General features: G+C 44.2%; 23 protein-coding genes and 1 riboswitch. Of the genes, 3 read left to right on the plus strand and 20 right to left on the minus strand.

The window, feature by feature from the left end; translation table 11 throughout:
• Positions 1–129: 129 nt before the first annotated feature.
• Positions 130–360 carry a DUF1128 domain-containing protein gene (locus FTX54_RS09435; RefSeq protein WP_147802347.1) on the plus strand — a complete coding sequence of 77 codons (231 nt, stop codon included), beginning with the start codon at positions 130–132 and terminating at the stop codon, positions 358–360.
• 29 nt (positions 361–389) lie between these two features.
• The gene (locus tag FTX54_RS09440; protein ID WP_147802348.1) at positions 390–773 is read left to right on the plus strand and encodes a kinase-associated lipoprotein B; all 384 of its coding nucleotides are present in this window, start codon (positions 390–392) and stop codon (positions 771–773) included.
• Between the two features lie 53 nt (positions 774–826).
• Here FTX54_RS09440 and rnc read toward each other — a convergent pair whose 3' ends face one another.
• The 12 genes from rnc to FTX54_RS09500 form a co-directional block, all read right to left on the minus strand.
• Positions 827–1,594, minus strand: coding sequence for a ribonuclease III (gene rnc, locus FTX54_RS09445; protein ID WP_281285203.1), 768 nt, complete (start codon positions 1,592–1,594; stop codon positions 827–829).
• A 93-nt stretch (positions 1,595–1,687) separates the two neighbouring features.
• Entirely contained in the window at positions 1,688–1,921 is a 234-nt protein-coding gene (acpP, locus tag FTX54_RS09450; RefSeq protein WP_147802349.1) for an acyl carrier protein, read from the minus strand.
• A 57-nt stretch (positions 1,922–1,978) separates the two neighbouring features.
• Positions 1,979–2,719, minus strand: coding sequence for a 3-oxoacyl-[acyl-carrier-protein] reductase (fabG, locus tag FTX54_RS09455; RefSeq protein WP_147802350.1), 741 nt, complete (start codon positions 2,717–2,719; stop codon positions 1,979–1,981).
• On the minus strand, positions 2,719–3,660 hold the full coding sequence (fabD, locus tag FTX54_RS09460; RefSeq protein WP_147802351.1) for an ACP S-malonyltransferase: 942 nt from the start codon (positions 3,658–3,660) through the stop codon (positions 2,719–2,721). Before fabD ends, fabG begins: the two co-directional genes overlap by 1 nt.
• Entirely contained in the window at positions 3,660–4,661 is a 1,002-nt protein-coding gene (plsX, locus tag FTX54_RS09465; RefSeq protein WP_147802352.1) for a phosphate acyltransferase PlsX, read from the minus strand. The genes fabD and plsX overlap by 1 nt, the downstream gene beginning before the upstream one ends.
• Positions 4,662–4,665: 4 nt before the next feature.
• Positions 4,666–5,235, minus strand: coding sequence for a transcription factor FapR (gene fapR / locus FTX54_RS09470; protein WP_147802353.1), 570 nt, complete (start codon positions 5,233–5,235; stop codon positions 4,666–4,668).
• A gap of 81 nt (positions 5,236–5,316) precedes the next feature.
• Entirely contained in the window at positions 5,317–7,347 is a 2,031-nt protein-coding gene (recG, locus tag FTX54_RS09475; protein ID WP_147802354.1) for an ATP-dependent DNA helicase RecG, read from the minus strand.
• A 28-nt stretch (positions 7,348–7,375) separates the two neighbouring features.
• Positions 7,376–8,254 (minus strand): L-serine ammonia-lyase, iron-sulfur-dependent, subunit alpha, encoded by an 879-nt coding sequence (gene sdaAA / locus FTX54_RS09480; RefSeq protein ID WP_147802355.1) that lies wholly within the window; start codon positions 8,252–8,254, stop codon positions 7,376–7,378.
• A gap of 15 nt (positions 8,255–8,269) precedes the next feature.
• The gene (gene sdaAB / locus FTX54_RS09485; RefSeq protein ID WP_147802356.1) at positions 8,270–8,932 is read right to left on the minus strand and encodes an L-serine ammonia-lyase, iron-sulfur-dependent subunit beta; all 663 of its coding nucleotides are present in this window, start codon (positions 8,930–8,932) and stop codon (positions 8,270–8,272) included.
• 153 nt (positions 8,933–9,085) lie between these two features.
• Complete coding sequence (locus FTX54_RS09490) at positions 9,086–9,946, minus strand: DegV family protein (RefSeq protein ID WP_147802357.1); 861 nt, start codon at positions 9,944–9,946, stop codon at positions 9,086–9,088.
• A gap of 25 nt (positions 9,947–9,971) precedes the next feature.
• On the minus strand, positions 9,972–11,642 hold the full coding sequence (locus FTX54_RS09495) for a DAK2 domain-containing protein (RefSeq protein ID WP_147802358.1): 1,671 nt from the start codon (positions 11,640–11,642) through the stop codon (positions 9,972–9,974).
• A gap of 20 nt (positions 11,643–11,662) precedes the next feature.
• Entirely contained in the window at positions 11,663–12,022 is a 360-nt protein-coding gene (locus FTX54_RS09500) for an Asp23/Gls24 family envelope stress response protein (protein WP_147802359.1), read from the minus strand.
• A gap of 234 nt (positions 12,023–12,256) precedes the next feature.
• Here FTX54_RS09500 and rpmB point away from each other — a divergent pair, with 234 nt between their 5' ends.
• The gene (rpmB, locus tag FTX54_RS09505; RefSeq protein WP_147802360.1) at positions 12,257–12,445 is read left to right on the plus strand and encodes a 50S ribosomal protein L28; all 189 of its coding nucleotides are present in this window, start codon (positions 12,257–12,259) and stop codon (positions 12,443–12,445) included.
• Positions 12,446–12,557: 112 nt separating this feature from the next.
• On the opposite strand, the gene FTX54_RS09510 is transcribed toward rpmB, so the two are convergent.
• The 8 genes from FTX54_RS09510 to fmt all read right to left on the minus strand — a co-directional run bounded on the left by FTX54_RS09510 (position 12,558) and on the right by fmt (position 20,628).
• Positions 12,558–13,196: a thiamine diphosphokinase gene (locus tag FTX54_RS09510; protein ID WP_147802361.1), complete on the minus strand. Its 639-nt coding sequence runs from the start codon at positions 13,194–13,196 to the stop codon at positions 12,558–12,560.
• A gap of 12 nt (positions 13,197–13,208) precedes the next feature.
• Positions 13,209–13,760, minus strand: coding sequence for an energy-coupled thiamine transporter ThiT (thiT, locus tag FTX54_RS09515; protein WP_246125539.1), 552 nt, complete (start codon positions 13,758–13,760; stop codon positions 13,209–13,211).
• 78 nt (positions 13,761–13,838) lie between these two features.
• Positions 13,839–13,942, minus strand: a riboswitch (TPP riboswitch).
• 51 nt (positions 13,943–13,993) lie between these two features.
• Positions 13,994–14,647 carry a ribulose-phosphate 3-epimerase gene (gene rpe, locus FTX54_RS09520; RefSeq protein WP_147802363.1) on the minus strand — a complete coding sequence of 218 codons (654 nt, stop codon included), beginning with the start codon at positions 14,645–14,647 and terminating at the stop codon, positions 13,994–13,996.
• Between the two features lie 4 nt (positions 14,648–14,651).
• On the minus strand, positions 14,652–15,527 hold the full coding sequence (gene rsgA / locus FTX54_RS09525) for a ribosome small subunit-dependent GTPase A (protein WP_147802364.1): 876 nt from the start codon (positions 15,525–15,527) through the stop codon (positions 14,652–14,654).
• Positions 15,528–15,539: 12 nt separating this feature from the next.
• Entirely contained in the window at positions 15,540–17,582 is a 2,043-nt protein-coding gene (gene pknB, locus FTX54_RS09530; RefSeq protein ID WP_147802365.1) for a Stk1 family PASTA domain-containing Ser/Thr kinase, read from the minus strand.
• Entirely contained in the window at positions 17,579–18,325 is a 747-nt protein-coding gene (locus tag FTX54_RS09535; RefSeq protein ID WP_147802366.1) for a Stp1/IreP family PP2C-type Ser/Thr phosphatase, read from the minus strand. The genes pknB and FTX54_RS09535 overlap by 4 nt, the downstream gene beginning before the upstream one ends.
• A 19-nt stretch (positions 18,326–18,344) precedes the next feature.
• On the minus strand, positions 18,345–19,694 hold the full coding sequence (gene rsmB, locus FTX54_RS09540; protein WP_147802367.1) for a 16S rRNA (cytosine(967)-C(5))-methyltransferase RsmB: 1,350 nt from the start codon (positions 19,692–19,694) through the stop codon (positions 18,345–18,347).
• Positions 19,687–20,628 (minus strand): methionyl-tRNA formyltransferase, encoded by a 942-nt coding sequence (gene fmt, locus FTX54_RS09545; protein ID WP_147802368.1) that lies wholly within the window; start codon positions 20,626–20,628, stop codon positions 19,687–19,689. Before fmt ends, rsmB begins: the two co-directional genes overlap by 8 nt.
• Between the last annotated feature and the right edge of the window lie 11 nt (positions 20,629–20,639).

The raw sequence follows: 20,639 nt of genomic DNA on the forward strand, positions 1-20,639 counted from the left end.
AAACTTCTAACTCAATTATTTTATCATACATTAAGAAGCAGTTTAACAAGCTTTTCAGAAGCCCGGCCGAAATAGGTGGGAACGGAGTGCTTCACGTGTTAAAATACTTGTAAGACGGAAGACGAAAGGATGAATAAATTGGAAAATGCACAGACGAAGCAGGAAATGGAAAACATGATTGAAGAAATAAAACAGAAGCTGCAAATTGTTAACGGCGGCGCGATGAAAGCCGAGTTTTATGGAGAAGATAAATATAAAGAGATCCAGGAAATCCACCAGATGGTAATGTCCAAGCCGTCTTTTAGTGTAAACGAAATGGATGCTATCGTGTCAGAACTCGGAGCTATGCGCAATAAGTAATAAACGTATGGAAAGGGCGTAGTTTTTTTATGAATGAAGGCGATCTCGTAAAATGCACGTATAAAACAGGTACGTATCTGGGCGAGATTTTCAATCTCCGTCCCGACAGTAAAACAGCTGTTGTTAAAATTCTTGCTGTCGTAAAACATCCTTTGCAGGGCGATCTTCACAACCCCGGCAAAACAGACGTCCCTCTCTTTCATGAACGACGGGCGCTGAGTTATACCGAGAAGGCAAATATTCCTCTGTCCCACATTAAGCCTTACAGTGGAACCATTCCGCCGTACCCGGAATCTCTGGCGGAGGCCGTTTCGGAATACGAGGAAAAATTAAAGAAAGACGATTCAGCTTTTTCAGCGGCTTCCTATAAGACTCTGGCGCAGATTAAAGAATCGTATACTTTTCAGTCATAGGAAAAGCGTGATCTATCAGCACAGTGCAATGCTCATAGATCACGCTTTTTTGTTTATTCCGGGTTATTCAGCTTTTCTAGTGCTTTTTGAGCAGCCATTTGTTCGGCTTCCTTTTTCGATTTACCGGTGCCCTTACCAAGGTGTTCCTCTTCGAGAAGCACTTCTGATACAAACTCTCTTGAATGAGCAGGACCTTTCTCCTGAACAATCTGATATTGTACCTGACCTTGATTCTCGCGCTGAATTAACTCCTGCAGCTGACTTTTAAAGTCCATCATGTGAGAAAATTCCCCGCCGTGTATTTTAGGGTAGACATAATTTTCGAGGAAGGAGTAGACGGCACCCATACCTGAATCAAGATAAAGTGCTCCAACAAATGCTTCAAAGACGTCTGCAAGCAGCGCAGGTCTCTCCCGTCCACCTGTCATTTCTTCTCCCTTACCAAGCAGTACATATTTCCCAAACTGAAGTTCTTCCGCATTTTTTGCTAAAGAAGGCTCGCATACGATGGCAGCTCTGAGTTTGGTCATCTCCCCTTCGCTCATATGATCGAAAAGTTTAAATAAATATTGAGAGATGGCCAATTCCAAAACAGCATCTCCTAAAAATTCGAGCCGTTCGTTGTCATCATAAGGTCTAATACGGTGTTCATTAACGTAGGAAGAATGTGTGAATGCCTGAATGAATAAATCTTCCTTTTCATACTGAACTTTAATAGATTCTAAAAATTGCCTATACCGGGATTTTTGAGCTTTTGTCATTTGCAGTTTCTTTCCCTGCCGCTTCATTCCCCGCCTGTAAATTTTTCTGGATTGTTGCATGTAAACCTCCACAAGTGCTGTTTTTCGACATTAATATCAACCTAGAGAATCAATCAGGGCGATCCGGTTAAAACCGGAATCACCCTGCGGTTACTATTTGTGATTCTCTATGTAGTCGACGACGTCCCCGACCGTTAAGATTTTTTCTGCTTCTTCATCAGAAATTTCGAGATCGAATTCATCTTCAAGCTCCATTACGAGCTCTACTACATCAAGAGAATCGGCGCCAAGGTCTTCCTTGAACGTCGCTTCACGTTTCACTTCCGATTCATCAACACCGAGGCGTTCAGATACGATTTTTGCGATTCTTTCTTGTTTCGTTGCCATATTGTTTCACCTCCTTACGTCATTATAGGATAAAGCAGTCGGAAATACTACCTCCTTTTAAGGCATATACATCCCGCCGTCAACATGCAGCGTCTGTCCCGTCATATACGCGGCATCTTCGGAAGCAAGAAACCGAACAACCTTGGCCACATGAGCAGGTTCTCCCAATTTCCCCAATGGAATTTGCTGGAGAAGTCCTTCCTTAGCTTCTGCAGAAAGTTCATCTGTCATTTCAGTTGAGACAAATCCCGGCGCCACGGCATTGACAAGGATATTACGGTTTGCAAATTCTCTCGCCATAGATTTCGTCAAGCCGATCACCCCTGCTTTACTCGCTGCATAATTTGCCTGCCCCGCGTTACCAAGAGCTCCTACTACAGACGAAATATTGATGATTCTTCCTGAACGCTGCTTCATCATTGGACGCGTGGCTGCTTTGGAGCAATTAAATACCCCTTTTAAATTCGTGTTAATAACGTCATCAAAATCTTCATCTTTCATGCGCATTACCAGCGTATCCCGGGTAATGCCGGCATTGTTCACGAGCACATCGATGCTGCCAAAAGTATTTACGACTTCTTTTACCATCTCCTGTGCATCTTTGCTGTCGCCAACGTCTGCCTGTACAGCGAAGGATTCCACTCCCCGGCTTCGGCATTCTTCCGCTACTGCTTCTGCTTTTTCTTTATTTCCTGAATAATTCACAGCCACGTTCAATCCGTTTTCAGCAAGTTCCAGACATATGGCCCGGCCGATACCTCTGGATCCGCCGGTTACCAGTGCATTCATATCCTTCATTAGTTATCCTCCTTCAGTTTCTTCACTGCTTGTTCCAGCGTTTCCAGATCATACACCGGAAGGGTAACTGCACGCCGGTTTATTTTTTTAACAAGTCCGCTCAGCACTTTGCCCGGACCTGCTTCGATAAATGTATCCACCCCCTGGTCAAGAAGATAGCGGATCGTTTCCTCCCATAAAACCGGAGAATAAATCTGATCTATGAGTGCCTCACTGATTTGTTCTTTCGCTACAGGTTTCCCTGTCACATTAGCTATTACTTTCATTTGCGGTTCCGTAATATCTACATGCGTTAATTCCGGCTTCATTTTTTCGGCTGCCGGTGTCATCATGCTTGAATGAAAGGGTCCGCTCACCTGAAGAATCATCGCCCGTTTAGCACCAGCATCCTTTGCCAATTCTACTGCTCGCTCCACTCCAGGAGTGGAGCCGGAAATGACGATTTGACCCGGGCAGTTGAAATTTGCAGGTTCCACAGGTCCAGCTTCTTCTGATGCCTGAAGAGTAACTTCTTCCAGTTTCTCTCTTTCCATTCCGAGAATGGCTGCCATAGTTCCCTGACCTTCCGGAACCGCTTCCTCCATAAACTGTCCCCGCTTCCTTACGGCCTGTACTGCTTCTGTAAAAGACATTGCATTCGAGGCTACGAGAGCGCTGTATTCGCCAAGACTATGTCCTGCTGCGTAGGAAGCCGTCACTCCTCTATTCTCGAGGGCACGCCAGATTGCAACGCTCGTAGTCAGAAGCGCAGGCTGGGTGTTTTCCGTACGTTTTAACTTCTCTTCTTCTCCTGAAAAAATCAGCTCTGAAAAACTTTCCTGCAGAGCATGATCAGCCAGATCAAAAATCTGTTTAGCTTCCGGAAGCTCCTCAGAAATTTCTTTTCCCATACCGATATGCTGCGCTCCTTGACCTGGAAATATTACTGCTATGTTTTTCACTATTGATCACCTGTTTCTTTAATAGATTCGACAGATTGCCTGATTGTTTCGATTACTGACTCATCATGCATAACTTTGGCCTGTTTAACAGCACTGGCAAAGGCCTTTGCATCAGAGGATCCATGCGCTTTGATTATTGGTGCATTCAATCCAAATAATCCTGCCCCTCCATATTCTGAATAGTCCATTTTGTTCTTCACTGTCTTAAAAGCAGGTTTAAGAACACCAGCGGCCAGCTTGTTTTTCAACGAAGAAGTAAGTTCTTCTTTAAGGAGACTAAAAAGTGACATAGCCGTTCCTTCAATGGATTTCAGCACAAGATTTCCTGAAAAACCATCGCAGACGACCACATCCGCAGCTCCTTCCAGAAGGTCCCTTGCTTCCACATTTCCAATAAAATTAAGCGGCATCTGATTAAGTTCTTCATATGCAGCTTTTACAAGCTCTGACCCTTTTCCTTCTTCAGAGCCTACGTTCAGAAGTCCAATCCGGGGGGATTCGACACCTCTGACTTTTTTCATATATACGTCTCCCATTACGGCGTATTGAACAAGATGGGAGGGTTTCGCTTCCATGTTTGCACCAACATCGAGGAGTAGAAAGCCGTCACCGTTCAAAGTAGGCAGCATTGGAGACAGTGCAGGACGCTCTATTCCTTTTGTTCGTCCGACTATCAGCAGTCCCGCAGTCATGAGGGCACCTGTATTCCCGGCAGATACAGCAGCATCTGCTTTTCCATCTTTTACATACTGAACGCTTAAAACCATGGAAGCATCCTTTTTTCTTCGGACCGCTTTTACAGGAGAATCTTCTGATTCAATAGCAGTAGTAGTATGAACGACAGTTACTCTGGGAGATTTCTGCATCGTCTCCGGTATGTTGTCCTGGTTTCCAATCATTATCAGTTCGATATCAGGATATGTATCCAGAGCAATTTGACACCCCTCCACTGCGCTTTGAGGAGCGTTATCTCCACCCATTATATCTACAGCCAGCCGCATCCGGTCATTCCTCCTTTATTTTTTTTTCTTCCCGGAACATCGAGAACATACCTTCAAAAACGAGAGACTGCTCAACAAAGCTCTCGATTTTCACCTTTGTTCTTAACGTTCCTATCTCCAGAACTTTAGCTTTAGCTATTACTCTTTCCCCTTCCGAAACCTGACGCTTAAAAGAAATATCCGCATGGGCTGTTAATGCAAGCTGGTCATTAATGACTGCTACAGCCAAAGAATTAGCCTGCGCGAAAATATGGTGTCCGCGGGCTATACTGTTACGGGAAAATACATGTTCCTTTTTAATATCCATTATGGAAATGGCATATTTATCAAGTTCAAGATCGACTATTTCTCCAATAATTTCTTCTTCCGGAAGAGCTTTGACGGGGTCGTACTGTTTTTGAGCAACATCTTTAATACGCTCCCGAACCTCTGGAATATTCATTTCCAGCCTGTCAAGCCGGATCGTCTGCACACTCACTTCAAACAGAGCGGCTAACGCTTCATCAGTTACAAATGGATCCTCTTTAATATGTTCTTTAAGTTTGGGCTGACGCTGCCTTTTTGTCCATTTCATCGCTTGATCACATCCATACTCATAGGACTAGGTACTAATTGTAGTATATAGTTAACCCCTCCCGGTTTCAACCGGAAGGGACTAATCAATTTTTTCCGTTGAAAATACGCCCTCTTCTTCCAAAGCCCTGCGAAGTCCAGCATAAACTTCCGATTCCCAGAAAGCATTTGAAGCTATCAACTTAACAGCATCCTGCCTGGCTGCTTCCAGTGTCCGGTAGTCTTCAATAATATCGGCCACTTTCATTAACGGAAGCCCACTCTGTTTCACCCCGAAAAAATCGCCGGGGCCTCTCAGCTCCAGATCCCGCTGGGACAATTCAAAGCCATCATTTGTTTCTGTCATAATTCCCATTCTCTCTTTACCAGCATCTGTTTTAGGATCAGCAAGCAGGATGCAGTAAGCCTGATCGGAACCCCGGCCGACACGACCTCGCAGCTGATGAAGCTGAGCCAGACCGAAGCGGTTCGCATCGTAAATCACCATGACAGTAGCGTTAGGGACGTTTACCCCGACTTCCACAACTGTAGTCGAAACGAGCACGTCCACCTCTCCTGAAGCAAACTGCTGCATGATTTCATCTTTTTCATCAGCATGCAGCCGGCCGTGCATTAACCCAATATTGAGGTTGGGAAGCACTGCCTGAATGTGAGCATGCAGATCAATGGCATTCTGAACATCAAGCATATCCGATTCTTCAATTAACGGGCAGATGACATAAGCCTGATTTCCTTTTGCCGTTTGCTTTTCAATAAATGCTAGCACCCGCGGAAGGGTATCCTGCTTCGCCCAGTATGTTTCTATTGGTTTACGTCCTTTCGGCATTTCATCAATAGTTGACACATCCATGTCTCCATAAGCTGTGATAGCTAGTGTCCGCGGTATCGGTGTGGCGGTCATAAACAGCACGTCCGGCTTCATACCTTTATCACGCAGAACCCTTCTCTGAGCTACGCCGAACCGATGCTGTTCGTCTGTAATAACGAGACCGAGGTTATAGAAATCGACACCTTCCTGGATCAGGGCGTGGGTCCCGGTTATTATATCTATTTCTCCGGCTTCCAGCTTAGCGAGGGTTTCACGGCGTTCCTTCGCTTTTGAGGAGCCTGAGAGATGCCCAATTTCCACAGAGAAACTGCTGAAAAGGTCATGCAGAGATTCTGCGTGCTGCTCCGCCAGAATTTCGGTCGGGACCATCAGCGCTCCCTGGTAACCGGCGAGTACCGCGGCATAAAGTGCAACGGCAGCGATTACTGTTTTTCCGGATCCTACGTCTCCCTGAAGAAGACGATTCATCCTGTAGGGGGATTCAAGGTCTGTCAGGATCTCTTTAAGCACTCTATGCTGCGCTTCTGTAAGTTCAAAAGGAAGGTCTTTTAAAAATTTATTTAATTCGTCCTCCGCCCATACTTTTGTAATTCCATCTGTTGATTCCCTCGTTCTCTTTCTGAAATACTGCATTTTTAATTGAAACAACAGCAGTTCTTCGTAGACCATTCTTCGCTTAGCCTGATGAAACATATCCATATTCTGCGGGTAATGCAGATAATAACAGGCCTGCTGCCTTGGAAGCAGTTTGTATTTACCCAGCAGAGGCTCCGGAAGAAGCTCCTCAATTTCCTGTCCGTAATCTTCATAAGCCTGGGCAATCCATTTACGCAGGGAAACGAGTTTCACATCTCCTTTTAATGGATAAACCGGCTCCAGAGCCCCTTCTTCCGATGCAGACGTTTTAACAATGGCTCCATTTATCATTAGTCGATTCCTGTCAAATTTCCCATGAAAAAGCAGAGTCTGGCCGAGCTCTATCTGTCTTTTTAAAAAGGGCTGGTTAAAAAATACTGCCTGCACGAGAAAACCGTCCACGAGCACGCGAACGGTAAGACGCGATTTCTTTTTTCCAAAAAAACGCAGTTCGGGCTGGCTGTGCACTTTCCCCTGCAAAGTTACTCGTTCATCGTGCTGAACTTCTTCAAGTCGGCGAACAGAAAAGTCTTCATAGCGGAAAGGAAAATAGAACAATAAATCCTTAATTGTATAGATTCCCATTGCTGCCATCTGTTCTTCGGCTCTTGCGCCGATTCCTTTTAACGCATGTACAGGCACATTCATGGGCTTTCTCTCCTTTAACTAAGAACTACTATTTCCCGCCTCCGAAAATTTCTTCTTTATAACGCCTGCCTGTAGGAGTAGCTGCCAAACCGCCTTCTCCTGTTTCTTTGAGGGCTGTCGGCATATTTTCTCCGATACGGTACATTGCATCAATCACTTCGTCACAAGGAATTCTGCTTTCAATTCCTGCAAGAGCCAGATCCGCAGCTACGAGAGCGTGCGATGCACCGAATGCATTTCTTTTTACACATGGCACTTCCACCAGACCGGCAACAGGATCACATACCAGTCCCAGCATGTTTTTCAAAGCAATGGCCATCGCCTGGGACGACTGGCGCGGTGTTCCGCCTGCCATTTCTACAATTGCTGCCGCTGCCATCGCTGTAGCAGAACCAACTTCAGCCTGGCACCCTCCTGCTGCCCCTGATATTGAAGCATTATTTGCAATTACAAATCCAAATGCTCCACTTACAAATAAATATCGGACCATTTCCTCCCGTGTTGGATTCAGCTTTTCTTTAACGGCAAAAAGTGTACCGGGAACTACACCGGCTGCACCAGCAGTAGGAGTAGCACAGATCGTGCCCATTGCAGCATTGACTTCGTTTGTGGACATTGCTTTTGCTACAGCATCAAGCGTTAAATTCCCGGATAGGGTATCGTTGATCATCATATATTCGTGCAGCTTTTTGCCATCTCCACCTGTTAATCCGGAAACAGAACGTACACTTTCTGTTATCCCGCGGTTGACAGCCCGCTCCATCACATCGAGATTTCTCTCCATCTGTTTAATGATCTCTTCCCGGGAACGGTCGTGGACGGCCATTTCCTGCCGAATCATTACTTCGGATAATAAAATACCCTCTTTTTCGGCCGTCTGTACAAGCTCTTCAGCATTTTTAAACAATTTTTCCGCCCCCTTTTATTCGTGAACTTTCGTAACTTGATTTATATGTTCCAACTCTGCTATTTTATCGAGAATATCCTGTGCAACGTTCTGGTCAACCTCGATCACCATGAGCGCTTCTTTCCCCTGTTCTTTCCTGGATACTTCCATATGACCTATATTAATTTTGTTTGAAGCAAGAATAGCCGCTGTTGAAGCAATGGTTCCGTATTTATCGTCATGAACAACAAGAATCGCCGGATGGTTCCCGCTTAATCTCAGTTCAAACCCGTTTAATTCTTTAATTTCCACTTTGCCTCCTCCTATCGATATTCCTACTAAAGACATCGATTTATCTTTGCTTTCCATTACTATTTTAACCGTATTAGGATGGTGGCTCACTTCATTTTCAATTTTAAACTCATAAGCGAGGCCCGCGGTTCCTGCTTCATTTACAGCATTGGTAAGCCGCTGATCGCTTGTATCAAACCCCAGCATTCCGCCTATTAGTGCTACATCTGTTCCATGACCCTGATATGTTTTGGCAAAAGACCCGTAAAGATGAAAAGTGACCTTTTCAGGCTGACTGCGAAATAACTGTCTGGCAACCAGGCCTATTCTCGCAGCCCCGGCTGTATGGGAACTCGAAGGACCAATCATAACCGGTCCGATAATATCAAATACACTTCTGAATTTCATTTTATGCCTCCTGCATAAATTTATTGTAAGCGCTGTCACTCTCTTTAAATTTCATTCCTTATTATTCTAACAAAACATTTTCAAATATACTATACTCCTATAAAAAAGAAGCTGCCTCAACATACTTTAGAGACAGCTCTTTCTCAAAAATTCCTATGATCGATAAAGAGGTGTTACCGCAATTGAAATGGTCCCGGGCCCGACGTGGGTTCCAATGACAGGGCCGATATTTGTTATCACTTCCTGCTGAACATCAAACTGTTCTTTCATACGGCTCATAAAATGTTCTGCTTCCTTTTCTGCCTCTGCATGAGAAATCCCTACATGCAGGGGCTTCCCGTTATACAGCCTAGTGAATTCTGAAAGTATCTTCTGCACTGCTTTTTTGTTTCCCCGGACTTTTTCAAACGGGTACACTTCTCCTTCTTCCGTTAAAGAGAGGATAGGTTTTATTTTGAGAAGAGAACCAACAAGGGCAGAAGCTTTGCCAATTCTTCCGTTTTTTTGAAGATATTCCAGCGTATCAACCATGAAATAAACAGAGGTTTCTTCGAGCATTTCATTTATTCGATTTACAATTTCCTCTTTTGAAGCTCCTTTTCCGGCCATCTGGGCTGCTTCAACGACTATTACTCCGATTGCATAGGAAGCTCTTTTAGAATCGATCACTTCCAGCGGAACTTCTTCGCCTAATGTCTGCTGAGCTATATAGGCAGATTGAAAGGTGCCGCTTAATTTCGAAGATAAATGAATAGAAATAATATCCGAGCCCGTTTCTTTAAAAATCTTTTTGTAAGCTTCTTCAAACTGATTGGGAGTAGGCTGGGAAGTGGTCGGAATAGTACCTGCTTCTTTCAGCTTTTTGTAAAATTGCTCCGAAGTTAGATCCACTCCATCTTCATACGTTTCATTTCCGAAATGCACTTTCAGGGGGACAACTCGTATACTAAGATCCTCTGCCAGTGAGGCTGGAATATCTGCCGTTGAATCCGTTACTATAACAACATTTCCCATTGCACTACAGCTCCTTTTTTACTTCTTATTCAACAGATAGAATATAAGAATAAAGCGGCTGATTGCCGACGTGTACTTCCACTTCCACTTCCGTAAATTTCCCTTCAATATAATTGGAAATCTCCATGGCCTGCTCCTCTGTTCTTTCTTCCCCGTAAATAATTGTAACGATTTCGCTGCCATCGTCTACGAGATGATCAATTAGTCCTTCTGCTACTCTCTGAACATCTTCACCATTTGAAACAATATTTTTTTCGGAAATTCCCATAAAATCGCCTTTTTTAATAGAAACTCCGTTAAAGCTCGTGTCCCGGACTGCATACGTAACTTCTCCCGTTTTGACGAACTGAAGCGCGTCTTTCATCCCATCAGCATTGTCTTTCAATGATTGTTCTTCGTTGAAGGCAAGCATCGCCGCCAGTCCCTGGGGAACACTCTTGGAGGGCACCACTCTTACTTCAGCTTCTGCCACTTTCCCTGCCTGCTCAGCAGCCATAATAATGTTGCTGTTATTTGGCAGCAGAATGATTTTTTCTGCATTCACCTCATTTATCGCTTTAACAAAATCCTCAGTCGACGGATTCATCGTCTGACCGCCTTCGATCACTTTCTTAACTCCAAGACCTTTAAACAATTCAGCTATGCCGCTGCCCATACCAACAGTAATCACAGCAAAGCCGCTTTCCGGGCTGCTTGAAGCCTGATGCTCCTTTTCATCTTCTAAAAGCGTGGAATGCTGTTCTCTCATATTCTCCACTTTGATATTCACCAGCGATCCGAATTTTTGAGCCTCATTAATAATATTTCCCGGATGCTCAGCGTGAATATGTATTTTCAACAGGTCTTCGTCCGATACAACGAGGAGAGAATCACCAAAACTGTTCAGGTTATTCCTGAATTCCTCTTCATTATATGGAGAATGTTCAAGTTTTTCTTTTTCGAATTTCACCATTACTTCCGTGCAGTATCCGAATTCAATATCTTCGGTGGCCATATGGCTCTGGGCAGACTGGTGGTGTTCAAACTTAACCAGTTCTTCCAGGGAAGGAGTCTGCATATCTGAATGTTCAGCAATTTTTTCGCCTTTTAAAACAGCCGCAAATCCTTCATAGATTGTCACAAGTCCCTGTCCGCCGGAATCCACTACGCCAACTTCTTTCAGGACAGGGAGAAGATCAGGAGTTCTTTCGAGGGACGCATTAGCTTCCTTCAGAACAGTTTCCATGAATTTCACACAATCTGTTTCCTGTTCTGCTTCTTTTGCCGCTGCAGAGGCTGCATCCTTAGCCACTGTAAGAATAGTACCTTCAACCGGTTTCATGACGGCTTTGTAAGCTGTTTCCACTCCATTCTGCAATGCTTGTGCAATGTCTCTCACCTGCAGACTATCTTTTTTTTCTACTTCTTTAGAGAAACCTCTAAAAAGCTGGGAAAGAATTACTCCAGAGTTTCCTCTTGCACCCATAAGGAGGCCCTTGGCAAAAAGTGATGCCACTTTTCCTGCATGGACAGGCTTACTCCCCTGTACTTCTTTCACGCCTGAAGTCATTGTTAAGTTCATGTTTGTTCCTGTATCTCCATCCGGTACAGGAAAAACGTTTAATGCATCAATTTTTTGAGAGTTATTGGATAAGTTTGCTGCCCCTTCTGAGAGCATCTGTGCAAACTTCTCCCCGTCAATATTGGTTAGAGCCACATGTGTTCCTCCTAGCATTACTAATTAGTTACCCGCACTCCTGAAATAAAAATATTCGCTGAATTCACTTTCAGTCCAAGCATCTGTTCAAGCTGATACTTTACTTTCTGCTGAACATTGTAAGCTACTTCAGAAATCTTCGTACCATAGCTTACAATAATGTACATGTCGATATGAATTTCATCATTTTCCTCTCTTATAACTACACCTCTGGCTAAATTTTCTTTACCCAGCAGGTCGGTCAAGCCATCTTTGAGATGTTTTTGAGAAGCCATCCCTACTATTCCGTAGCAGTCTACAGCCGCTCCTCCAGCGATAACCGCTACTACTTCCCGCGAAACATCAATATTCCCGTATTTAGTATTCATTTCTATTGTCATGTGCCAATGGCCTCCTCTGCGGTTTTTTACTGAAAGGCTATCGTTATTTTACTACAACCAGCATTAATTTAAAAGCTGACGCTTACATTCGACTTTGAGAATAGCATACCCCTGAAAATAAAGCGATATGTACTGTAAAGGCTTTTCCCTTTAATTTAGCTCTTGAAATTAAAAATAGGTGATGCTACAATATTCAAGTATGAGTTACGCTGATTGGAAGAAGGAGGGATACGAATGGCACGACGTTGTGTTATTACAGGCAGAGGACCATCTACTGGAAATAATCGATCTCACGCTCTAAACGCTAGCAAGCGCAAATGGGGTGCAAACGTTCAAAAAGTTCGAATCATGTTGGACGGCAAGCCGCAGCGTGTTTACGTTTCTGCGCGAGCTCTTAAATCTGGCAAAGTCCAGCGCGTATAATAAAAAAGCTGATTTCCTGTACGCAGGAGATCAGCTTTTTTTATCGTTCATTTAAAATGAGGGGTACTTTTATAAGTTCTCGTAACAGACTCCGCAAAGAAAATCAGAAACTTCAGTCTCTGGTTTCTATCATCAGGAGTCCGCCTTCACTGAAAGATACAGAAGCCTGCCCTCCATTCCATTCATTGCTGATACACAAACTGGAACTTTTATAAAGCGTTTCGTTGGAGAGGTTGTATTTAAATCCTTTCAGTGAAAGTTTTTTCACCTTTTCAGTGCATGGAAGAAAGGACACATAAGGGAAATCTGCATTTTCAAATAAATGCTCTCCCTGATGGAGGACTCTAATCCGGTTTGAATGATCTTCAATCCAGACAGGAGCGCTGCTTTTTTCCATAAGATGGACAGCCATTAGGAAATGATCCATTCTTCCCCCTGTTCCGCCTACAATAATAATTTTTTCCGGTTCACTTTCGTTAGCATACTTCAAGGCCAGCTCCAGATCTGTTTCATTTTTATCTGCCGGATAATGCTCTATATTATCCGAGTAGCGGTGAAGCTCAACCAGTTCCTCGTCATTAACAGAATCAAAATCTCCTAAAGCTTTTTCCATACCAATATTTTCTTTCATAAGAGCATAAGCCCCCCGGTCGACCCCAATCCACCTTATTTCCATACCATACTTTTTTATAAGCTCTGATGGATGAGGAATGAGAAAGTCAGGGCCGCCTGCGTATACGATATAAATCACTTAAATCCTCCTCTATCCTGCCTCAGGGTGCAGCAGCTGACGACCTGAACGGGCAAATAGAAACATAATTAATAAAAGCAGTATAAAAGTTGGTCCTAAATAACTTAAATTGTAGAGGAAAGAGTATAAAGCAACCGGAACACCTTCGGGAGCAAACTCTCCAAACCAGACTATTCCTGATACAAAATGAGCAATAAATCGAAGACCAACTGCCACAGCGATACCTGCACTCAGATATAAAAATGTCTTTTTAACAGACGTTTTTCTTGTAAATGAAAAAAGTCCTGCAAGCCCTGCTGCTGCAAAAGCGACCGGATACTCAAGCAAAGCCTGAATCCAGTGAACGATATATGGTCCGAACATTAAATTTGCCAATCCGAACAGGACCCCTGTCGTTACACCTGCTTTAACCCCCCGCCTATAGGAAATTACAATAATAGGAAGCATCGACAGAGTAACGGATCCTCCATAAGGCATCCGAAAAAGTGTTAAAAAGTCCAAAATAACTGCCAGACCGGTCATTAGTGCGATTTCCATCATGACAACCAGTTTCAATCTGTTCATATAAATTCCTCCTCTGAAATGTGAGGGGGAAGCAGAAAGTATAAAAAGCAGCTGCCGAGCAGGCAGCTGCTTTTTCAACCGTCTTCTACTCCACATCCCTGCGTAAGCATGAACTTACAGGTTCTAAGGGTCGAAATGCTGGTTTCCTCTCAGCCCTGCTCAGGACTCCCCTCGTGGTATGCAATTAAAACAATTATCCTGGAAATTTATTGATAATGCCCAGGAATCTTTAATTAAAATTTTACATGTTCTCCGCGTATTTTTTCAATAGCCTGTGCCCGATTTTCTTTACCAAAGACAGCGGAACCTGCTACAAGAACATTTGCTCCCGCTTCAATACATAAAGCAGCAGTCTCTTCATTTACTCCTCCATCTACTTCTACATCTTTATCCGGCCCTGCCAAACTGCGGACTTCACGAATTTTAGGGAGAACACTTGTTATAAAACTCTGCCCTCCAAAACCGGGATTGACCGTCATTAGTAAGACGAGATCTACATCTTCAATGATGGATTCAATCGCACTGACAGGGGTAGCAGGATTAATCACCACGCCCGCCTTAACTCCTGCTTTTTTTATTAATTGAATGGTCCTGTGAAGATGAGGACATGCTTCAGCATGTACGCTGATAATATCGGCCCCCGCTTCAGCAAAATCATTAATAAAATTTTCCGGATTTTCAATCATCAAGTGGACATCAAGCGGTAAATTTGTATGAGGCCGGACAGCCTTCACAATTAATGGCCCGATTGTTATATTTGGAACAAAATGGCCGTCCATCACATCAATATGAATATAATCCGCACCTCCCTCAGCAGCTTCCTTCACTTCGCTGCCAAGATCAGCGAAGTCGGCCGATAAGATGGAAGGGGCAATTTTAATTGTCATATATTTAATACCTCCGTTTCTGAGATTGAATTTCCTGATAAAACTGAGTGTAGCTTTCGTAGCGGAATTCCGCAATCGATCCATCATCGACAGCTTTTTTTACGGCACATTTCGGCTCATTTATATGAGTGCAGCCCCGGTACTTACAGTCATTTATCAACGCGGCCATTTCAGGATAAAAATGGGACAATATCCCGGAAGAGATACCGCGGAAATCAAGAGAACTGAATCCCGGGGTGTCGGCCACATATCCGCCTCCAGTCAGTTTAACGAGTTCAACGTGTCTGGTGGTATGTTTTCCTCGTCCCAGGCTTTTGGATATAATATCGGTTTCGATATTTAATCCTGGGTCGATCACGTTAAGCAGGCTGGACTTGCCAACACCAGACTGACCGGCAAATACAGATACTTTATTTTCAAGAACCGGCAGCAGTTTTTCCACCGGGCTTTTATTATCTTTGGTTGTATATATAACTTCATAACCGATTTTTTCATATTCCTGTATTTTATCTAATGTTTTATCTTCTAACCCAAGGTCCGTTTTAGTTAAACAAATAACTGCGCTTATCCCATTGGATTCAGTATGAACGAGAAGCTTGTCAAGAAGATAAGTGCTGAATTCGGGTTCTTTAACCGAAAAGACGAGTACCGCCTGATCCACATTAGCTATGGGGGGACGCACAAGCTCGTTGGAACGTTCTTCTATCGACATCACATATCCATCCGTTTTATTTTCTGCATCAAACTCCACCCAGTCTCCTACAAGCGGAGTTATACTGCGGTTTCGGAAGTTCCCCCTCCCGCGGCACTGATATAACTCTTCCTCACTCTCGACATAGTAAAATCCGCTGAGAGCTTTTACAATTCTGCCTCTGGGCATAAGCACCTCCGATTATTCGTGTCTTTCCACTTCTTCATACGTGTAATCATACGGCGACTCCGAAAATTCATTTCCATTTACATAAAGAAGAAGCTGAGCTGTGTCTCCCTGATTTACGGACATAGGAACCTGAAACTCGGTAGATTCCGTTATTTCTTCATTAATCATTTCTTCTGCTGTACTGTTTTCAGCATCTATGACAAGGATTTGAATATCATATACGGGTCGTTCCTCCCCGGATCTTTCCGGAACTTCCACGGCAAAGGGGACCATAGCAGAAACCATTTCTTCCTCTTCAGATGCCTCTCCCTCATTTTGTGCATTACTATCCGGCACCTCCTCAGACGCCCCGTCCTGTTCATTCTCTGCAGCCGTTTCTTCCGGGGCCGGTCCTCTGGATAACGTTACTTCCACGGTTGTATTCTGAGTAATTTCAGTCCCTCGCGATGGTTCCTGGGCAAAGACGGAACCTTCTTCCATAACTGGATGGTATTCCTCTTCAAAGGAAAGCTCCACATATGATTCATCTGATAAGGAGGTCTCGACTTCCTCCCTGGACATTCCGTAAAGGTTACTCATAGTAAAAACAGGCCGCTCGCTTATTGTAAGTTCTACGTCTGTATCGGCAGGTATAAGATCAGTTCCCGGTTCGGGGGCCTGAGAAACTACTGTATCATCTGGTTCTTCTTCTGATTCCTGCAATGTTATGTTAACAGATCCATATTCAGAAAGCGCTTCTTCTGCCTCTGCCTGAGTTAAACCTAAGACATTTATCATACCTGCTTCCTGGTCGGAGGAGCTGATTACTAATGTTACAGAAGAACCTACTTTTACGTTCGTGCCTGCTTCCGGTCTTACAGCAATTACCTGATCGGAAGCTAGTTCTTCATCCTCCCGGTATTCCTCACTTACTTCCAGATCCAGATCTTCCAGTTCAGAAGCTGCCTCTTCCGCTGGAAGGCCATTTACATCAGGAACTGTTACTTCATCCACCTGTAATAGACGGGGCAGTATAGCAATAGCTATTAATAATGCTCCTAGCACTAAGATAGAAGCTAATACTCCCCAGATGACAGAACGTGAGGGGCCTTTCTTTCTTCCCTCGCGTCCACGTTCCTCCCCTTTTACAGGAGGAGCCATCGTATCTTCTCCCGCTTCTATTTCTGGACCGATAACAGGTATGCCTTTTGTTTTTTCCTCGTCTTCATTGAATTGTACCGGTGCCTCATTTTCCCGCTCCGCATAAAGAACAGTCTGCAGGTCAATAAGCAGTTCCTCTGCAGAATCAAAGCGGTTATCAGGATCTTTTGCAGTCAGCCTGGCAACCATATTATCGATGCTTCGAGGAACATCCGGGACGATTTCTCTAAGAGAAGGAAGCGGATCCTGAAGATGTTTCAGGGCAATGGCTACAGCAGTGTCCCCTGAAAATGGCACATGGCCTGTCAGCATTTCGTATGCGATTATGCCGAGAGCATAGAGATCTGATTTATATGTGACTCTTCCCCCTCTTGCCTGCTCAGGAGACAGGTAGTGAACCGACCCGAGTACAGAGTTCGTGTGCGTAATTGTCGCTTCACTGATAGCACGCGCAATACCAAAATCCGTTACTTTTGCAGTTCCATTAATACTCATTAAAATATTCTGGGGTTTTACATCGCGGTGAATGATTTGATTTTCATGTGCATGTCTGACAGCTTCCGTCATCTGTTTTAAAATTCGCACTGTCTCTTCCACACGCAGAGGACCGTGTGTTTGTATATATTCCTTCAATGTCTGACCTTCCACATATTCCATTACGATGTAATAAAGGCCGTTTTCTTCCCCTACATCGTAAATGGAGACGATATGTTCATGTGATAAACTTGCTGCTGATTCCGCTTCCCTGTGAAACCTGCGGATAAATTCGTCGTCTTCAGAAAAATGAGGTTTAAGTATTTTTACCGCTACCAGTCTGTCGAGTATTAAATCCTTGGCAAGGTAAACATCGGCCATACCTCCACCGCCTACAGGGCGGATGAGTTTGTAGCGTTCATTAATTCTTTTTCCCTTCATGACGGTTTCACGTCCTCAAGCAGGACGACCGCTGCGGTAATATTATCTTCGCCTCCGCGTTCGTTCGCACGCTCTATTAAAGCACGGGGGGCTGCTTCCAGCTGCTCCTGTCCCATTATGGTCTCCAGAATTTCTTTATCACTCAGTTTGTTTGTCAGCCCATCCGTACAGAGCAGCACTATGTCCCCTGTTGACCAATGGAAGATGCCCGTATCACAGTCTACATTTCTTTCAGTACCTAAAGCCCGGGTGAGAATATTCTTTTTAGGGTGGACTTCCGCTTCTGATTTCGTCAGCTGTCCCTGTCTTACCAGCTCTTCCACGAGTGAGTGATCCTCTGATATCTGATTTATCTTATCTTCTGAAATATGATATAGTCTTGAATCTCCCACGTTGACAAAAGCTACAAAATTTTCATCACAAACAGCTGCTGTAAGTGTGGTGCCCATTCCACTGTAGGCACGGTCGGATTTTTGTGTATTAAAAAGGAGCCTGTTCGCTTCTTCAGCAGTTTCCGTAAACCACCGGGCTGCTTCCTGCTGCTTCATTTCAAGCGTCATTTTTTCAAAGTTCTGCACTACAGCCTCACAGGCAAGCCGGCTGGCTGTGTCTCCAGCCTGATGCCCTCCCATACCGTCGGCCACGACCGCCAGTATCTGATTGTCTACACCACTTACAACAGCTGCAGAGTCTTCATTAAGACTCCTTACTCTTCCCACGTCTGTTCCATAACTATGCTTCAAAACAGGCCCTCCTTTCCAATTATGTTTTCACCTTGCAGATCGATGCTATATAGAAGCCGTCCGTTCCATACTTCCCAGGCAGAAGCTGGAGCGATGAGGTGGAAGAGATACCTTTTCTTATTGTCTCAGGCATTTTTTCGATAAGGGAATTATCACTCATTGCATCAGGTTCAGCTTTTAAAAATTTTTCAACCTGCGATTCGTTTTCTTCCCGGTCGATAGTACAGGTGCTGTATATAAGCCTCCCGCCCGGCTTGAGTAAAAACCAGACATTATCAATTATTTCGGATTGAATTTCAGCCAGTCTTGTAACATCAGCTTCATTCTTAGTCCATTTCATATCCGGTTTCCGCTGAATCACTCCTAAACCGGAGCATGGAGCGTCTACTAAAATTTTGTCGAAAGATTCCGCATCAAATCCCTGAAGATTACGTGCGTCTCCTTTTAAAGCGGAAATAATTTCTAAATCCAGGCGTTCTGCCTGATCGTTAATGAGATTCACTTTATGGTCATGAATATCCACACTTACTACAGACCCCTGGTTATTCATCAGTTCTGCAATGTGGGCTGTCTTTCCTCCCGGAGCTGCGCAGGCATCCAGAATTTTATCCCCTGGTTCTGGAGCAAGAGCCCGGGCGACGAGCATTGACCCTTCATCCTGAATACTTATCCTCCCCTGCTGAAAGGCTGCTGAATCCGCGGCATTACCTTTCTTTATGCGAAGTGCTTCAGCAAGAAGTGGACTCAGTTCCACTTCGAAACCTTCCTTTTCCATTTCCTCTAAAATCTCTTCCCTGCTGTTCTTGAGAAGATTGATTCTGACAGAAGTGACAGGAGGTATATTATTTGCTTCGGCAATGGCCTGAGCCGTTTCCATTCCGTAATGTTTTACCCATCTGGCTATCATCCAGTCAGGGTGGGATGTCTGCACAGCAAGTTTAATAACTGGATCTTTAATGTCGTGAACATCAGGGGGGCCTTCACGAAGATAGCTTCTCAGGATTCCATTTACCATCCCAGAAATCCCTTTGTGCCCTCGTTTTTTAGCAATAGTAACTGCTTCATTTAAAATAGCGTGATCCGGGACTCTGTCCAGAAATGCCAGCTGATAGATGCTGAGCCGAAGCAGCACCAGTACCCAGTCTTCCAGTTTGTTAAGTGGTTTTTTGCTGAACTTCTCCAGATAATAGTCCAGTTTGCGCTGATACTGGATTGACCCATAGACTATTTGAGTGAATAAAGGCACGTCTTTTTCGTTTAAATTTTTTTTATTAATTATTTCGTTCAGCAGAAGGTTACTGTAAGCCTGATTTTTTTTAATTTTGATCAGCGCATCAAGAGCTGCTTCTCTAACATTTGATTTACTCATTACTACCAAGCACCGCCCCATTTACGAGTTCTTTCCCTGCACTGTTTCTGAATGTGGCAATATCCATCGGTTTTTTTCCTGAAGGCTGAACACGGAGTAATGCGAGTATGCTGCCATTCCCGCAGGCAACGTGCAGTTCTTTCCCTTCAGCTTTTACGACAGTGCCCGGTGCCGCATCAGTGTTCTGCTCGAGGGGTTCCGCCTCCCATATTTTAAAACGGATGCCGGCAAAAGTCGTATAAGCTACCGGCCAGGGGTTTAAACCACGGATGAGATTGCTGATTTTCACAGCAGACTGTTCCCAATTAATCAGTTCCATTTCTTTCGTAATGTTCGGGGCAAAACTGACTTCTTCAACATTTTGTTTTTCAGGGTAGACGCTGCCTTCTTTTATGAGCGGCAGAATTTCTTTAATCATCTGTGCCCCAAGCAGGCTTAACTTATCATGCATTGTTCCGGTCGTATCTTTCTCTGTAATTGGAAGCGCCCGCTTCATCAGCATATCTCCTGCATCCAGCTTTTGCACCATGTACATAATAGTTATCCCGGTTTCCGGTTCCCCGTCGATTACTGCCTGATGTATCGGTGCTCCTCCTCGGTATTTAGGAAGAAGCGACGCGTGTACATTAATCGCTCCGTATTCAGGAAGTTCGAGCACTTCATCTGGAAGAATTTGTCCAAATGCAGCGGTGACGATCAGATCAGGCCTGGCTTCTATCACCGGCAGATAATCGTTTTTGATTTTTTCAGGTTGAAAGACAGGGAGATTATGTTTTTCGGCAGCTGCCTTCACAGGCGGTGGAGTCAACGTTTTTTTTCTTCCTTTTGGACGGTCCGGTTGGGTTACTGCCAGTGAAACGTGATGCCCTTCTTCCAAAATGGCTTCCAGGATTGGAACCGCAAAATCAGGTGTGCCCATAAATACAATATTCATACTGTCCATCC

The sequence above is a fragment of the Alkalicoccus halolimnae genome (assembly GCF_008014775.2).
Classification (GTDB): Bacteria; Bacillota; Bacilli; order Bacillales; family Salisediminibacteriaceae; genus Alkalicoccus; species Alkalicoccus halolimnae.

Excerpts from the sequence above, each read along its gene's own strand:
- FTX54_RS09500 (WP_147802359.1), bottom strand. The coding sequence starts at position 12,022 with ATGACAATAGAAATGAATACTAAATACGGGAATATTGATGTTTCGCGG.
- FTX54_RS09490 (WP_147802357.1), bottom strand. The coding sequence starts at position 9,946 with ATGGGAAATGTTGTTATAGTAACGGATTCAACGGCAGATATTCCAGCC.
- acpP (WP_147802349.1), bottom strand. The coding sequence starts at position 1,921 with ATGGCAACGAAACAAGAAAGAATCGCAAAAATCGTATCTGAACGCCTC.
- rsmB (WP_147802367.1), bottom strand. The coding sequence starts at position 19,694 with ATGAGTAAATCAAATGTTAGAGAAGCAGCTCTTGATGCGCTGATCAAA.
- plsX (WP_147802352.1), bottom strand. The coding sequence starts at position 4,661 with ATGCGGCTGGCTGTAGATATAATGGGTGGAGATAACGCTCCTCAAAGC.
- FTX54_RS09440 (WP_147802348.1), top strand. The coding sequence starts at position 390 with ATGAATGAAGGCGATCTCGTAAAATGCACGTATAAAACAGGTACGTAT.
- fmt (WP_147802368.1), bottom strand. The coding sequence starts at position 20,628 with ATGAATATTGTATTTATGGGCACACCTGATTTTGCGGTTCCAATCCTG.
- rnc (WP_281285203.1), bottom strand. The coding sequence starts at position 1,594 with ATGCAACAATCCAGAAAAATTTACAGGCGGGGAATGAAGCGGCAGGGA.
- sdaAB (WP_147802356.1), bottom strand. The coding sequence starts at position 8,932 with ATGAAATTCAGAAGTGTATTTGATATTATCGGACCGGTTATGATTGGT.
- rsgA (WP_147802364.1), bottom strand. The coding sequence starts at position 15,527 with ATGCCCAGAGGCAGAATTGTAAAAGCTCTCAGCGGATTTTACTATGTC.
- thiT (WP_246125539.1), bottom strand. The coding sequence starts at position 13,760 with ATGAACAGATTGAAACTGGTTGTCATGATGGAAATCGCACTAATGACC.
- fapR (WP_147802353.1), bottom strand. The coding sequence starts at position 5,235 with ATGAAATGGACAAAAAGGCAGCGTCAGCCCAAACTTAAAGAACATATT.
- pknB (WP_147802365.1), bottom strand. The coding sequence starts at position 17,582 with ATGAAGGGAAAAAGAATTAATGAACGCTACAAACTCATCCGCCCTGTA.
- fabG (WP_147802350.1), bottom strand. The coding sequence starts at position 2,719 with ATGAAGGATATGAATGCACTGGTAACCGGCGGATCCAGAGGTATCGGC.
- FTX54_RS09435 (WP_147802347.1), top strand. The coding sequence starts at position 130 with ATGAATAAATTGGAAAATGCACAGACGAAGCAGGAAATGGAAAACATG.
- rpmB (WP_147802360.1), top strand. The coding sequence starts at position 12,257 with ATGGCACGACGTTGTGTTATTACAGGCAGAGGACCATCTACTGGAAAT.
- recG (WP_147802354.1), bottom strand. The coding sequence starts at position 7,347 with ATGAATGTGCCTGTACATGCGTTAAAAGGAATCGGCGCAAGAGCCGAA.
- rpe (WP_147802363.1), bottom strand. The coding sequence starts at position 14,647 with ATGACAATTAAAATTGCCCCTTCCATCTTATCGGCCGACTTCGCTGAT.